Source organism: Paraburkholderia panacisoli (assembly GCF_008369935.1).
GTDB classification, from domain to species: domain Bacteria; phylum Pseudomonadota; class Gammaproteobacteria; order Burkholderiales; family Burkholderiaceae; genus Paraburkholderia; species Paraburkholderia panacisoli.
Window position 1 is genome coordinate 186868 of sequence record NZ_VTUZ01000001.1, and the last position, 13487, is coordinate 200354.

A 13487-nucleotide genomic window follows, 5' to 3' on the forward strand; every position below is an offset into this window, starting at 1 on the left:
AGCCAGATCGAACAGGGCGGCACACGCATTGCTCATTGGCGATCGTCCATCGACACGGACCGCGCCGCAGGGAGAAGCAGGTCGAATCAGGCGCGATGTGTGGCAGGGATAGGGAGGGGGCGACCGCCTCGGAGCGCCGTCCGGCACCGTTCAAACGATCAACGAACACGATGCCGGACGGCGCGAGGTCCGCAGCGGGACGCTCATAAAATCAATGGGTCGAGTGCCCGAACATCGATACAGGTGAACACCATGAAAATGATCCGAACCATGGCGGCCGTCGTGGCCGTCGCATCCGTTCTGAGCGCATGCGGTGGCGGTTCCGACGACGTAGGCAAGGAACTCGGGCTGACCAATCCGGAGATCCATTTCGTTCACGCGATTCCGAGCGGTCCGGCCGTGGACTTTCTCGTGAACGGCAGCGCGCCTTCAGGGCAGACGAACATCGGCTATAAAGGCGTGACGAACTTCACCAATATCAACACGGGCCCGACCACGGTCGCTTACGCGGCGACCGGCACCACGACCGCGCTCGCGAGCGGCAATTTCCTGGACGTCGCGAAGGGCCACGAATACACGGTGCTGGCCTTGCCCGGTGTCGCCGCGCCGGATATCGGCTTGATCGACGATCCGTTCGACAAGGGGCTGCTATCCAATAGCGCGCGGGTGCGCGGCTTCAACGCGTCGGCGAATGCGACCAATCTCGACCTCTACCTGGTGCAGTCCACCTCCACCGACATCACCAAGGTCTCGCCGACGATGGCGGGCGTGTCGTTCAAGAACGCGGTGCCGGCGAGCGGCCAGGATTCGATCTACGTGTCCGGCGGTCAATACGTGCTGATCGCGACCGCGGCCGGCAGCAAGACGCCGATCTTCCAGTCGCAATCGTTCACGCTGTCGAACAACGCCGACTGGCTGGTCACGTCGGTGCCGAGCGGCGGCGCCCTCAGCGCACTCGTGCCGGGGCAGATCCATCTGCTGATCGTGCAGAACGGCAACACCAGCACGCCGAGCGTCGAGTTGTCGAATACGCTGACGGGGCAATAGGCTCGCGGCGGCAAGGCGGGCCCGCTTAGCGGGCCCGCCTTGCCGGAAGCGCACTCGATAAACGACAAGTCCTGGGGAGGACGGAGCGGCGGTCCACGCAAGTGGACCGCCGTTTTGTTTTGCGTGCGTGGGCGCACGAAATCTTTCGGCGTCCGTAAAAAAAAGCCCGCCGCAGTTTCCCGCGACGGGCTGTCGAACTTCTGCACGGACCGGCGCCGCGAGGCGCGTCCGTTCGATCATACGCAATCGGACTTCTTACTTGGCCTTTTCAGCCGAGTTCGTAATGGCGTTGCCACCCTTCGAAATATCCTCACCGGCGCCGGCCATCGTGTTGCAACCGGCGAGCGCGGCGGCCGAGCCTGCAATGAGAAGCAAAGCGATCAGTCGAGTCATCATGGAGGTTCTCCCTGTCGAGAATGCATCGGTGGATGTGCCCGCGTTGTACCGCACGCGCTAGCTTGTCGTCCGACCGGGGCTTACGCCAGTCGATCCGGTCTGATTGCATGGTAAAAAAAGGGCGGGGGCCGCGCTGTCAGTTGCGTGGCGATTTTGTTGTAGGCGTCATCCGGTGTTTGCGTCGGCGCAGTCCTACAACCGCATTCACCGGATGCCCCCCGGCCTTGCTAGACCGGGGTTCGCGATGGCGTCGCCGGCGGCAGATCGACCGAAGGCGTCGCGGTGCTGACGCTCGGCATCACCACGTCGATCTCGGTGCCGTTCGGCGCGCCGCGCCGGATATCGAAGCGTCCGCCATGCGCGGCGACCCGCTGACGCATGCCGAGCAGCCCATGCGTATGGGTGCGCTTCAGATCGGCCGGCATGATGCCGACGCCGTTGTCGGCGATATGCAGCGCCACCTGGCCGTCGCCGACCTGCAACGCGATCGACACCTTCGAGGCCCGCGCATACTTCGCCGCGTTCGTCAGCGACTCCTGCGCGACGCGAAAGAGGGCGATCTCCGTTTGCTCGTCGAGCTGGATGTCATCGGCGGGCAGGTGCAGTTCGAGGGTCCAGTTGTTGCGCTGCGCGGCTTCGTCGGCGAGCGTGCGCAGCGCGGTAACGAGCCCGAAGTTCGCCAGCACCGTGGGCCGCATGTCTTCGATGATGCGGCGCTTGAGCGCAATGCCCTGGTCGAGATTGGCGAGCGCGCGCTTGAGTTTTTCGGAGATGTCGGGCGCGCTGTCCTTCAGCTTGCGGTTGGCCCACGCCACGTCCATCTTGCTGGCGGTCAGGATCGCGCCGAGTTCGTCGTGCAGTTCGCGCGCGAGTTGGGTCTTTTCGTTTTCGCTGACCGCCTGCAGGTGCCAGCCGAGCGCTTCGAGCTGGCGGGTGCGCTCGTTGACGAGCTGGTCGAGTCCTTCCTGCTGCGTGATCAGCTGACGCTGCACGCGCGCCTGCCGGTCGATCTGGATGCCGAGATTGCGAAACAGCAGAATGAACAGCACGATGTTCAGCGCCGACAGGCCCGCTGCGCACAGCGTCGAGATGCGCTGGTCGGCGCGGCTCGCGGCGAGCGCGTGCTGCGCGCGGCGCTCCTCGTTGTCGCGCAGCAGCGTGAGCGTACTATCGATCAGCGACGCATCGGCCGGATCGACCGCGCTTACTCCGCCGCAGGCGCCGAGATCGAGCGGATGGGGCGCCGCGCGCTGCAGCGCGGCGGCGCCCGCGCCGATGCGCGCTTCGATCAGCGCGAGGATCTGCGTGAAGCTCGCGAGTTCGGCGCTGTCGGCGCGGCCGCTGCGATAGAAGTGATCCAGTTGCCCAGTGCTCTGACGAATGCGCGCGGCGGTCGCGCAAAAAGCATGGGCGGACGCGTCTTCCTTCGTCAGAAGAAAATGGTTTTCCTGCGCGCTCAGACGCGATAGCTGACTGGCGAGCGTGCTCAGTTGCACGGTGACGTCGCGCGCTTCGAGCGCGGTTTCGTATTCGGCGGCAATGCGCTCGCGCGCGGTCTCGAGAATCACCAGGCCGCCCACCGTAATCACGATCGCCACCGTCATCGCGATCGCCCAGCTGCGGTTGCGCATCCAGCCGCTCAGTCGCGCTGCGGCGCCTGGGTGCTGCGCGGTCGGCTCGTTCTGGACATTCGGCACGTCGGGGCTCCTCGGATGGGGCATCGGTGTAGCGTGCGCTGCGGCTGGTGCTGCGAATGACGTTGCCGATGGCGTTGCATTTGCGGTGCCGGGATCGCGCTTCGCTGTCGCGCCGCCATCAGCCCGTCATCACGGTGACTCGCATCGGCTTCGCCGCTGCGCGCCGCGTAACGCTGCCGTAATCCCATGTAAGCGGATTCTCACACGAAAACCGGCGTGCGTCGGAATGCGCTCGGCGCGGCCGCTCGATAGGATGGACCTGATCGTTCAACTCATCGTTTCGGGAGGAAGCCATCATGTTGAAGTGGGCGTTGTTCTTCGCCATCGTGGCCGTGATCGCCGGCCTCCTCGGCTTTACGGGAATCGCAGCCGGCGCTGCGGCAATCGCGAAGTTCCTGTTCGTCGTGTTCGTGATTCTGTGCGTGGTGTTCCTCGTGCTGGGCTTCGTCGTGACCAGGAAGATCATCGATTAGCGCCGCCCGTCGAACGGGTTGCGCGCCGCGCGTCGCTTCGGACAAAAGGAGCGGTGCGCTTTTCGCCGATACCAATAGAAAGGGAGAGTCGCCATGCTTCACTATGCCATCGTCTTTTTCGTGATTGCGATCATTGCCGCCGTGTTCGGTTTTACCGGTATCGCGGCGGGCGCGGCCGAAATCGCGAAGATCCTGTTTTATATCTTTCTCGTCGTGTTCGTGGTCACGTTGCTGCTCGGCGTGTTCCGAACGTAGGAGCACAGTCATTCCCGCGGTCATTCCCGCAGTCATTCCCTTTGCCGGCGCATCAGGCGCGATTCGTGCGGGATGCGCAATTCCCCCCATACCCGCTCAAGGAGAAATTCAATGACGAAGCAATCTGGCGCCCAGGGCGGCGCCTCGCAATCGAGCGATCCGTTCGTGATGGACGTCAAGAAGATCCGCGAGGACGCGCGCAAGCACATGTCGGATGGTCCGGTCACGCAGACCTATGGCGCGGATCGTCAGACGGTGCTGAAGCTGCTCAACGACGCGCTGGCCACCGAAATCGTCTGCACGCTGCGTTACAAGCGTCATCACTTCATGGCCAAGGGCATCAACTCCGAGGCCGTGGCTGCGGAATTCGCGCAGCACGCCACGGAAGAGCAGGAACACGCCGACCGCATCGCCGAGCGCATCGTGCAACTGGGCGGCGCGCCGGACTTCGCGCCGGACGGTCTGAAGACGCGCTCGCATTCGGAATACAAGGAAGGCGACAGTCTGACGGACATGATCCGCGAGAACCTGGTCGCCGAACGGATCGCGATCGACACCTATCGCGAGATCGTCCGCTATCTCGGCGAGAAGGATGTGACGACGCGTCGTATGTTCGAAGACATTCTCGCGGTCGAAGAAGAGCATGCCGACGACATGGCGGATCTTCTGCAGGGCCGCGAATAACGCGCAAGCACACGCAGGCAGTGCGGACGGTGTGGCAGACGCGGGTGGGTCTGGACGTTTCCCGTGTCGGTTGCCGCGCCGGTCTGCGCCGCCTGCGTCCCGACCTTCCGGCCTGTCGGCCAGCGCGCGGCATTGGCGCGTAGCCGGCGGTCATTACAATGTCTGCTTCGGAGCGTTTTCCACAGCAGGGGCACAGAGCCGATGATCCGAGTGTTGATAGCTGACGACCATGCGATCGTCCGAGGTGGTTTCAGGCAGTTCGTCGCCGACGAGCCGGATATGTGCGTCGCCGCCGAAGCCGCCACCGGCGACGAAACCATCAGCCTCGTGCGCGAGCAGGCGTTCGACGTGGTCCTGCTCGACATCGCGATGCCGGACAAGAACGGCATCGACACGCTGCGGGTGATCAAGCAGGTGCGCCCGGAGCAGGGCGTGCTGATTCTGTCGGGCTACCCGGAGAGTCAGTACGCGATCAACCTGCTGCGCGCGGGCGCCAACGGTTATCTGAACAAGGACTGCGAGCCCGATGAAATCGTGCGGGCGATTCGCGCGGTGGCGCGTGGCCACCGCTACTTGTCGGAGGCGGTGGCCGACACGCTCGCCGACAATCTCGACAAGCCGGCCGCCGGGCGGCCCCATGAAGCGCTGTCCGAGCGCGAGTTCCAGATTTTCTGCAAGCTCGCGGCGGGGCGCCTTCCCACCGAGATCGCGGAGGAGTTGCATCTGTCCGTGAAGACGGTGAGCACGTACCGCGCGCGCGTGCTGGAGAAGATGCGGTTGGCGAACAATGCCGATCTGACTTATTACGCGATCAAGAACGGCTTGATCGAATAACGGACGATCGAGATACCCCGATGAACAGCGAATCGAACCCCGTTGCCGAGCGAGCCAGCCATGCACCGTTGCGCGTGTTGCTGATCGAGGATTCACCGCTGATTCGCCGCAGCCTCGTGGAAGCGATCGACGCGTCCGGTTTGCTGCAGGTGGCCGCCTATGCCGATACCGCCGATCAGGCGATCGCGCTGCTGAGCGATGAAGCCTTCGATGCGGTGATCGTCGACCTGCAGTTGAAGCAGGGCTCGGGCGCGCCGGTGCTGGCTTACTTGCAGCGTGAAGGGCTGATCGACTCGATGTTCGCGGCGGTGCTGACCAATCACGCGTTGCCCGCGTATCGGGAGCGCTGCGAACAGTATGGCGTGCGCCACTTTTACGACAAGTCGTTCGAGTTCGATCGGGTGATCGACGCGTTGCACGAGTACGCGTCCGCGCGCAGCGGCGGGTGAGCGCGGCGCGAGGACGCCGGGCCAGCGACCCCAGCCACTAACCCAACACTTCCGCGCGCGCCGGCAAGCGCAGATGGTTCCACGCCGCGAGTGATGCGAACACGATGCCGGCCACACTGACGCCGAGCCATCCGAAGGCCGGCCAGACGGCCGCGCCGACCGCCGAGCCGAGCGCTCCGCCGATGAAGTACGCGACCATGTACACCGTATTGACGCGGCTGCGCGCCTCGGGCTTCAGTGCGTAGATGCGTGATTGATTGGAAATCTGCGCGGCCTGCACGCCGATGTCGAGGACGATCACACCGATCACCAGCCCGGCGATGCTCTTCGCCGACGCGCCGAACACGACGAACGCAATCGCCACCAGCACGATCGACACGGTGATGATCGCGCGCGGTCCGCGCCGGTCGGCGAACTTGCCGGCAAGCGGCGCGGCCAGCGCGCCCGCCGCGCCGACGATGCCGAACAGCCCCGCCGCCTGCGGGCCGAGGTGAAACGGCGCGCCCGCCAGCAGCAAGGCCAGCACCGACCAGAAAATACTGAACGCGGCGAACAGCGCCGCGCCGGTCAGCGACGCTTCACGCAACGCACGATGCTCGAGCAACAGATGCCACATCGACACCAGCAGCTTGCCGTAGGGCAGTGTCGAGGTCGGCTGGCTCTTCGGCAAACGCAGGATGATGACGACCGCCAGCGCCAGCAACGCGACGACGGACGCGCCGAACACCGAGCGCCAGCCGAAATATTCGGCGATCACGCCTGCAGCGGTGCGCGCCAGCAGGATGCCCAGCAGCAACCCGCTCATCACCATGCCGACCGCGTGGCCGCGCTGCGACGGCGGCGCGAGTTCGGCGGCGAACGGCACGGCCTGCTGCGCGATGGTGGCGAGCACGCCGATCGCCAGACTCGCGCCGATCAGCACGGTGAGCGACGGTGCGGCGGCCGCCACGATTAGCGCGACGCACATGCCGGCGATCTGCAGCAGGATCAGTCGGCGGCGATCGAAGCGGTCGCCGAGCGGCGCCAGCAGCAGCATGCCGGCCGCGTAGCCAAGCTGCGTGACGGCCGGCACCGTGCCGACCCACGACGCGCTGGCCGGAAACGACTGGCGGAAGTTGTCGAGCAGCGGCTGGTTGTAGTAGATGTTCGCGACCGAGACGCCGGCAATGGTGGCGAGCAGAAACAGCAGGCCGCGCAACGACCGGTCGGCGGTAGCGGGATTGGAAGCGTCTGAAGTGGACATGAGAGAGGCTGAGCGATGGACCGGCCCATGCGCGGTCCTCAAGCGTGCCGATCATACCGGAGCGGGGCGGATCGTGCTGACGGCCGCGAGGCTCGCGAGCGTGGGGAGTATCGAGCGTTGACGGGGTGTTGAAGGGTGTTGATCGCGCGATGGTCGAGCCACCGGCGCCTCGCTGCCCGGCGCTTACATGTGGCGCGCGAGCGGCATCGTGACCGCCATTACGCTCGACGGTTTCGTGCAAGCCGTGCGAGCCGCTGGGTGCCCGGGATACCGTGTTTCAGGCGGTCCCGGCGCGTGCGCGAGACCTTCATCGACGTGTGAGCCGACACGCTCAGTCGATCAACGCGCCTTCGGGCTCGTAAAACGGATAAGGTCCGTCGGCGGCATCCACATACGCGTGATGCGTGACGATGCCCGTCGCCGGATCGTAGCGATGCAGCGCATACGCGGGCGCTTCCATCACGAACGCCGACGGCGCGTCGTCGCGCAGATCGAGCCCGACTTGGTGCGCGGGCGACGGCACCGCCGACGCGATCGTGCCGCCGAAGCGCACGAACATCGGCCGATGCACGTGCCCACAGATCACCCGCTCCACATTCGGATAACGCGCGATCAGCGCCGCAAGCCGGTCGGCCGCGACGGGGTCGAGCCGCAGTTCGTCCATATGCCCGATCCCGCAGACGAACGGCGGATGATGCAGCGCCACCACCGTCGGCTTGCCCCGGGCCGCATCGAGTTGCGTGGCGAGCCACGCGAGCCTTGCGTCGCACAGCGTGCCGGCGCTTTGTCCCGGCACCATCGAATCGAGCGCGATCACGCGCAGCGGTCCGACATCGACTGCGTATTGCACGAACTCGCCGCCGCTTTGCAATTCCGCGTGCTCGGGGAACGCCGCGCGCAACGCGGCGCGTTCGTCGTGATTGCCGACCAGCAGGAAATAGGGGATCGCGAGCGGCGCGAGCAAAGTCTTCAGATGCTCGTATTGCTCCGGGTCGCCCTGGTCGACGAGATCGCCGGTGATGATCACCGCGTCGGGACGCGGTTCGAGCGCATTGAGCGCGGCGACGCAGCGCGCGAAATACGCGCCGGTATCGACACGCCGGTAGGCGAGCGCACCGGGCCGCTTGATATGCAGGTCGCTAATTTGAGCCAGCAGCATGGGGAGTCCTCTTGAATCTTTATCTGTTGAGCGTGGGATCACGGCGCGGCGTCTCGCTACGATAGCGCGATCAGCGCGTCCTGCGCGATCGAGATGCCGACCGGCGTGCCGCGCGCCAGCTCGACCCGGCCCGCGACGTCGATCAGCAACGGGTCGGGCGCCGCGCCGCCGATCGTCAAACGCGTGCGCTCGCCGAGAAACGCGCTGCCTTCGATGCGGCCGCGCAGGTGCGCGGTCGCCGGGTCGGCGAGCCATGCGTCCTCGGGACGGAAGAAAATCTCGTGCCGCTGGTTTGACGCATTCGTCGCGTTCGACGGGTTTGCTTCAGCGGGGCCCGGCGGCAGCGGCACCGCGCCGCCGGTCGTCGTCAGCATGCCGCCGCGCCGTTCGCCCGCGAGCCGGTTGATGGTGCCGACGAACTGCGCGACGGTCCGGTTCGCCGGACGGTAGTAGATCTCGCGCGGCGAACCGATCTGCTCGATGCGTCCCGCGCTCATCACGACGATGCGGTCGCCGAGCTCCATGGCCTCGGCCTGGTCGTGCGTCACGTAGACGGTCGTGATGCCCAGTTCGCGCAGCAGCGTATTCATCTCGCTGCGCAACGTGTCGCGCAAACGCGCGTCGAGCGCGGTCAGCGGCTCGTCGAGCAGCAGCACGCGCGGCTGCACCGCGAGCGCGCGCGCCAGCGCGACGCGCTGACGCTGGCCGCCGGAAAGCTGATCGATCGGTTTGTCGGCGTGCGCGGTGAGACGCATCATGCCGAGCAGTTCGTCGACGCGTTGGCGCGCCGTGCCGGCCGGCACGCGTTTGATCTTTAAACCATAGCCGATGTTGCCGCGCACGCTCAGGTTGGGAAACAGCGCATAGCTCTGGAACACCATGCCGACCTGGCGTTTCTCGATCGGCAGCGCGGTGACGTCGTCATCGCCGAACGCGATGTGGCCGCCAGCGTCGGGCGCCTCCAGCCCCGCGATCAGACGCAGGGTGGTGGTCTTGCCGCAGCCGGACGGCCCGAGCAGCACCAGGGTCTCGCCTGCATCGATCTTCAGATCGAGCGGTTCGAGCACGCGGGCGCCGCGAAACGTTTTCGCGCACTGCGTGAGCGTGATGGGAACGGAAGCGAGTTTCATGGCGTTGTGATGGATTCAGGAGAAGGCGTCGAAGCGGGCATCGAAGCGGACTTCGTGGCAGCGACGCCGCCGCGCTTCTTCGCCGCGCCGCGCTGGCCGGTCGCGTCGACGCCGAGCCACTGCATCGCGACGAGCAGGGGCATTGTCATGATGAAGAACAGGATCGTGTACGCGCTGCCGATCTCGATGCGCAACGACGCGTAGGTGTCGGCGAGGCCGACGGGCAGCGTCTTCGTATCGGGCGTGTGCAGCATCCACGTGAGGTTGAATTCGCCGATCGACAGCGTCAGCACCGCCAGCGCGCCCGCCACGATGCCTGGCCGCGCGTTCGGCAGCACGATCGTCACGAAGCGTTGGAAGAAATTTGCGCCGAGACTCGCCGCGCCTTCTTCGAGCGTGCGCAGATCGCTGCTCGCGCAGATCGCGGCGACCGCGCGCACCATGAAGGGCAGCGTGAACACCACATGCCCGACGACGATGAACGCGGCGCTCATGCGGAACCGCGTGAAGCCGCCGTAGACCACCAGCAGCGCAAGCGCCGACGCGAGACCGGGCAGCGCGATCGGCAGCACGAGACACTCTTCGACGATGCGCGAGAGCCGCGTCTTGCTGCGCGCGAGCACATAGCCCGCGGGCACGCCGGTCAGCAGCGTGATGAGCAGGGTCGCCGCCGCCACTTCGAGCGACAGCCACACCGAGCCGTGATATTGCGCCCACACTTCGACGAGCCAGCGCAGCGTGAGTCCGCTGGAGAGGCCCTTGAAATAGTTGACCGTGAGCCCCGCCATGATCGACATGACGACCGGCACGATCAGAAACGCGCACAGCAGCAGCGTGACGAGCCATTGACCGGCGGCGAGCCAGGTGCGCGTGGCGGGCATGCGCAAGCGCGAGCGTGCGCTGGTGGGTGCGTGGATCGCGGACCGCGCAGAGGCTGTGATGGAGTTCATCGAAGTTTCATCTTCGGATTTGGAAGCGCCGGGACTGGACATGCCGCTCATGCGCTGGCCGCCACCGCCGCGCCGCTCACGCTGCGCGCGAACGCCAGCACGGCCCACGTGACGATGCCAAGCAGGATCGAAAGTCCGGCGGCCGTCACCATGTTCGCGTTGAGCGTGAACTCGGTGTAGATGGTCATCGGCAGCACGTCGATGTCGGTGGCGAGCGTAAAAGCCGTGCCGAACGCGCCCATCGCGGTCGCGAAACACACCGCGCCCGCCGCGATCAATCCCGGCGACAGGGCGGGCAACACGATGTCGCGCGAGATCCGCCACGGCGACGCGCCGAGCGAGCGTGCCGCTTCTTCGAGCGACGCATCGAGCCTGGTCGCCGACGCCATCACGGTGACGATCACGCGCGGAATCGAGAAGTACAGATAGCCGAGAAAGAGGCCGCTCATCGAATACGCAAACACCCAGCGGTCACCGGTCAGCTTCAGCGAGAGCGCGCCGATCAATCCCTGGCGCCCCGCCAGCATGATCACCATGAAGCCGACCACCACGCCGGGAAACGCGAGCGGAAACGTCAGCAGCGCGAGCAGCGTGCGCTTGAACGCAAACTCGCGGCGCGCGAGCAGCAGACCGGCGATCACCGACAACACCAGCGTCGCGGCCGTGACCGCCGCGGACAGCGCGACGGTCGCGCTGAGGCTCGACAGGTAGCGCGGATTCGTCAGCATCGCGCGATAGGTGGCGAACGCGTGGCCGTCGCCGCTCAATTGCGCGAGGGCGGCCATCGGCAGCAGCCAGAACGCGAGGAACACCGCCAGCGCCGGCGCGATCAACGCGATGCGCCAGCGCAGCGGGAACGTGATGTCGTTCAATGCATCACCTGCAAATAGCGCTCGCCGAAGCTCGCCTGCTTCCCGGCCATCTTGCCGAAGTCGACGGGTTGGGCGCGAGCGTAATCGCTGGCCGGCAGGAATTTCGCGGCGGCCTGCGCGCTCATCGCGGTCGCGCGGACCGGGCGCAGATAGGCGTCGGCCCACAGCTTCTGGCCTTCGTCGGACAGCACAAAGTCGAGCACCTTCTTGCCGTTGTCTGCGTGCGGCGCGCCTTTCACGAGGCTCATCACATACGGCACCGAGATCGTGCCTTCTTTCGGAATCACGAATTCGACGTTTGCGTGATCCTTGTACTTCGCGCGGTACGCGTCGAAATCGTAGTCGAGCAGGATCGGAATCTCACCGGACATCACCCGTGCGTACGCGGTCTGCTTCGGCACGATCGGCGCATTGGCCTTCAGCTTGCGAAACCAGTCGAGGCCAGGCTCGAAGTTATCGAGCGTGCCGCCGAGCGCCTGGTTCACCGCGACCGCGCCCGCATAGCCGACGAACGCGCTCGACGGGTCGAGGTAACCGATCATCCCTTTATATTCCGGCTTGAGCAGGTCGGCCCACGAGCGCGGCACCGGCTTGCCTTCGAGCGCATCCTTGTTGACGAAAAAGCCCAGCGTGCCCGAGTGGATCGCGAACCAGTAGCCTTGCGGGTCCTTCAGGTTGGCGGGAATGTCGTCCCAGTGCGCGGGCCTGTACGGCTGGATCACGCCTTTGTCCTTCGCCTGGTAGGCCGACGAGACGCCGAGATACACCACGTCGGCGACCGGGCTCTTCTGCTCGGCCATCAGTTGTGCGATCGACTGGCCGGAGTTCTTGTTGTCGAACGGTACGCGAATGCCGGTCTTCTGCTGGATCGCCTTGATCTGGCCCGCCCAGTCGGCCCATTCGGGCGGGCAGTTGTAGCAGATCGCGGTTTCGTCGGCATGGGCCGCTTGCGGTGCGACCGTGACAAGCGCCGCGCCGGCGACGATCATGACGTGCGCAAGCCGGCGCCACAGCGGTGTGAGCGACGAAGCAAAGCGTGAGGATGAGCGGATCACTGCGGGTCTCCTGGTGAAAGAAGAGAGCGGGTGGTTCGTGGGTCGACTAATGGGGGCGAGTCGCTTTGATGCTGTGCGAAACGGCTGGGCGCAGGGTTTGTGCAACTCATGCCGTTCACGCAATCGATGTAACTCTTGCGGCGTGCCTGCGCCAACGGCTACTCGATCGCCGCCGAAACTCGCGGCAGCGAGGTTTCGGTACAGTTCGAAATCGCCGCGATGGTCGCGCCTTCGCGCAAGCTGTGCGGCAAGGTCAGCGAGAGCGACGGCTTGCCGCCGGCATCGTCGTTGCCGGTGACGCGCGCCAGCAGACGCCGCCAGGCCGCACAGCCGATTTCGCGATTCGGCGCGCAAATGCTCGCGAGCGGCGGCGACAACAACTCGCCCATCGCGAGGCCGTCGAAGCCGAGAATCGACATGTCATGCGGTATGCGCAGCCGCGCGCGGCGCAGGCCGCGCATCACGACCATCGCGAGCAGGTCGTTGCTGCAGAAGAGCGCGGTCGGGCGATTCGGTCCGCTCGTCAGATGCGCGAGCACGGACGGCTGCAGTTCTTCCGCGTTGAAGTCGACTTCGAGGGCCGGTGCGGGGGTGAGGCCGGCTTGCTGCATCGCCTGGGCGTAGCCGAGATGACGCTGGCGCGCGCGGTCCGACGCGGCCAGCGTGCCGGCGAGCATCAGGATGCGCCGGTGGCCGTGCGCGATCAGCTGACGCACGCCGTCATATGCGGCGAGCCGGTTGTCGACCGAGACCGACGGCCGCCGCACGGTATCGTTGTGCATCAGCACGTAGAGCAGGCCGGCGCGGTCGAGCTCGTCGAGCAGCGGATGCGTGTCGGCATCGGTGACGGTCAGGATCAAGCCTTCCACGCGCTGTTCGCGCAACGTTTCGATCGCGTGGCGTTCGCGGTCCGCGTCGTACTGGGTGGTCATCAGCATGAGGCGGTAGCCTTGCGCCGACGCGAGTTCGTCGATGCCCTGCAGACATTCGGCGAACACCGGATTGGCGAGCGTCGGCAGCACCACGCCGATCAGCCGTGTGCGCTCGCCGCGCAACTGGCGGCCGAGCGGGCTGGGACGAAAGTTCAGCGCGTCGATGGATTGACGCACCTTGTCGAGCGTGACGGGGTTCACGGTGTGCGGCGCGTTGATCGCGCGCGAGACCGTGGCGATGGAAAAGCCCGCGTGGGCGGCGACATCTTTGATCGTCGGGATCATGGGTTTCCGCTCTGGCTGTAAACGTT

Annotated in this window: 15 protein-coding genes; 6 read left to right on the forward strand and 9 right to left on the reverse strand. The window is 65.8% G+C overall.

The features are described 5' to 3' along the window. Positions 1 to 252: 252 nt before the first annotated feature. Positions 253 to 1047, forward strand: coding sequence for a DUF4397 domain-containing protein (locus tag FVF58_RS00810; protein WP_149668056.1), 795 nt, complete (start codon positions 253 to 255; stop codon positions 1045 to 1047). Positions 1048 to 1302: 255 nt separating this feature from the next. Here the strand turns inward: FVF58_RS00810 and FVF58_RS00815 are convergent, their stop codons facing one another. Both FVF58_RS00815 and FVF58_RS00820 read right to left on the reverse strand, forming a co-directional pair. Then, positions 1303 to 1440, reverse strand: a complete 138-nt coding sequence (locus FVF58_RS00815) for an entericidin A/B family lipoprotein (protein ID WP_149668347.1) — start codon at positions 1438 to 1440, stop codon at positions 1303 to 1305. A 230-nt stretch (positions 1441 to 1670) separates the two neighbouring features. Continuing rightward, positions 1671 to 3140: a sensor histidine kinase gene (locus FVF58_RS00820; RefSeq protein ID WP_149668057.1), complete on the reverse strand. Its 1470-nt coding sequence runs from the start codon at positions 3138 to 3140 to the stop codon at positions 1671 to 1673. A gap of 296 nt (positions 3141 to 3436) precedes the next feature. Here FVF58_RS00820 and FVF58_RS00825 point away from each other — a divergent pair, with 296 nt between their 5' ends. The 5 genes from FVF58_RS00825 (at position 3437) to FVF58_RS00845 (ending at position 5835) form a co-directional block, all read left to right on the forward strand. Then, positions 3437 to 3613 (forward strand): DUF1328 domain-containing protein, encoded by a 177-nt coding sequence (locus FVF58_RS00825; protein WP_149668058.1) that lies wholly within the window; start codon positions 3437 to 3439, stop codon positions 3611 to 3613. Positions 3614 to 3706: 93 nt separating this feature from the next. Then, on the forward strand, positions 3707 to 3868 hold the full coding sequence (locus tag FVF58_RS00830) for a DUF1328 domain-containing protein (protein WP_006052455.1): 162 nt from the start codon (positions 3707 to 3709) through the stop codon (positions 3866 to 3868). A gap of 111 nt (positions 3869 to 3979) precedes the next feature. Then, on the forward strand, positions 3980 to 4552 hold the full coding sequence (locus tag FVF58_RS00835) for a ferritin-like domain-containing protein (protein ID WP_149668059.1): 573 nt from the start codon (positions 3980 to 3982) through the stop codon (positions 4550 to 4552). A 201-nt stretch (positions 4553 to 4753) separates the two neighbouring features. Next, a complete protein-coding gene (locus FVF58_RS00840; protein ID WP_149668060.1) occupies positions 4754 to 5386 on the forward strand; it encodes a response regulator in 633 nt (210 codons plus the stop codon). Between the two features lie 20 nt (positions 5387 to 5406). Next, positions 5407 to 5835, forward strand: a complete 429-nt coding sequence (locus tag FVF58_RS00845) for a response regulator (protein WP_149668061.1) — start codon at positions 5407 to 5409, stop codon at positions 5833 to 5835. Positions 5836 to 5872: 37 nt separating this feature from the next. Here FVF58_RS00845 and FVF58_RS00850 read toward each other — a convergent pair whose 3' ends face one another. From FVF58_RS00850 to FVF58_RS00880, 7 genes are all read right to left on the reverse strand, one after another. Beyond that, entirely contained in the window at positions 5873 to 7078 is a 1206-nt protein-coding gene (locus FVF58_RS00850; RefSeq protein ID WP_149668062.1) for an MFS transporter, read from the reverse strand. 331 nt (positions 7079 to 7409) lie between these two features. Then, entirely contained in the window at positions 7410 to 8237 is an 828-nt protein-coding gene (locus tag FVF58_RS00855; RefSeq protein WP_149668063.1) for a phosphodiesterase, read from the reverse strand. Positions 8238 to 8293: 56 nt separating this feature from the next. After that, positions 8294 to 9367, reverse strand: coding sequence for an ABC transporter ATP-binding protein (locus FVF58_RS00860; protein WP_149668064.1), 1074 nt, complete (start codon positions 9365 to 9367; stop codon positions 8294 to 8296). Further along, positions 9364 to 10317: an ABC transporter permease gene (locus FVF58_RS00865; protein ID WP_149668065.1), complete on the reverse strand. Its 954-nt coding sequence runs from the start codon at positions 10315 to 10317 to the stop codon at positions 9364 to 9366. Before FVF58_RS00865 ends, FVF58_RS00860 begins: the two co-directional genes overlap by 4 nt. 47 nt (positions 10318 to 10364) lie before the next feature. Then, positions 10365 to 11189, reverse strand: a complete 825-nt coding sequence (locus tag FVF58_RS00870; RefSeq protein ID WP_149668066.1) for an ABC transporter permease — start codon at positions 11187 to 11189, stop codon at positions 10365 to 10367. Next, on the reverse strand, positions 11186 to 12244 hold the full coding sequence (locus FVF58_RS00875) for an ABC transporter substrate-binding protein (RefSeq protein ID WP_149668067.1): 1059 nt from the start codon (positions 12242 to 12244) through the stop codon (positions 11186 to 11188). Before FVF58_RS00875 ends, FVF58_RS00870 begins: the two co-directional genes overlap by 4 nt. 158 nt (positions 12245 to 12402) lie before the next feature. Then, positions 12403 to 13461 carry a LacI family DNA-binding transcriptional regulator gene (locus FVF58_RS00880; protein WP_149668068.1) on the reverse strand — a complete coding sequence of 353 codons (1059 nt, stop codon included), beginning with the start codon at positions 13459 to 13461 and terminating at the stop codon, positions 12403 to 12405. Positions 13462 to 13487 lie beyond the last annotated feature (26 nt).

Bases quoted from the DNA above. Each gene is read 5' to 3' on its own strand.
- FVF58_RS00810 (WP_149668056.1), top strand. From the start codon at position 253: ATGAAAATGATCCGAACCATGGCGGCCGTCGTGGCCGTCGCATCCGTT.
- FVF58_RS00815 (WP_149668347.1), bottom strand. From the start codon at position 1,440: ATGACTCGACTGATCGCTTTGCTTCTCATTGCAGGCTCGGCCGCCGCG.
- FVF58_RS00825 (WP_149668058.1), top strand. From the start codon at position 3,437: ATGTTGAAGTGGGCGTTGTTCTTCGCCATCGTGGCCGTGATCGCCGGC.
- FVF58_RS00830 (WP_006052455.1), top strand. From the start codon at position 3,707: ATGCTTCACTATGCCATCGTCTTTTTCGTGATTGCGATCATTGCCGCC.
- FVF58_RS00835 (WP_149668059.1), top strand. From the start codon at position 3,980: ATGACGAAGCAATCTGGCGCCCAGGGCGGCGCCTCGCAATCGAGCGAT.
- FVF58_RS00840 (WP_149668060.1), top strand. From the start codon at position 4,754: ATGATCCGAGTGTTGATAGCTGACGACCATGCGATCGTCCGAGGTGGT.
- FVF58_RS00845 (WP_149668061.1), top strand. From the start codon at position 5,407: ATGAACAGCGAATCGAACCCCGTTGCCGAGCGAGCCAGCCATGCACCG.
- FVF58_RS00850 (WP_149668062.1), bottom strand. From the start codon at position 7,078: ATGTCCACTTCAGACGCTTCCAATCCCGCTACCGCCGACCGGTCGTTG.
- FVF58_RS00855 (WP_149668063.1), bottom strand. From the start codon at position 8,237: ATGCTGCTGGCTCAAATTAGCGACCTGCATATCAAGCGGCCCGGTGCG.
- FVF58_RS00860 (WP_149668064.1), bottom strand. From the start codon at position 9,367: ATGAAACTCGCTTCCGTTCCCATCACGCTCACGCAGTGCGCGAAAACG.
- FVF58_RS00865 (WP_149668065.1), bottom strand. From the start codon at position 10,317: ATGAACTCCATCACAGCCTCTGCGCGGTCCGCGATCCACGCACCCACC.
- FVF58_RS00880 (WP_149668068.1), bottom strand. From the start codon at position 13,461: ATGATCCCGACGATCAAAGATGTCGCCGCCCACGCGGGCTTTTCCATC.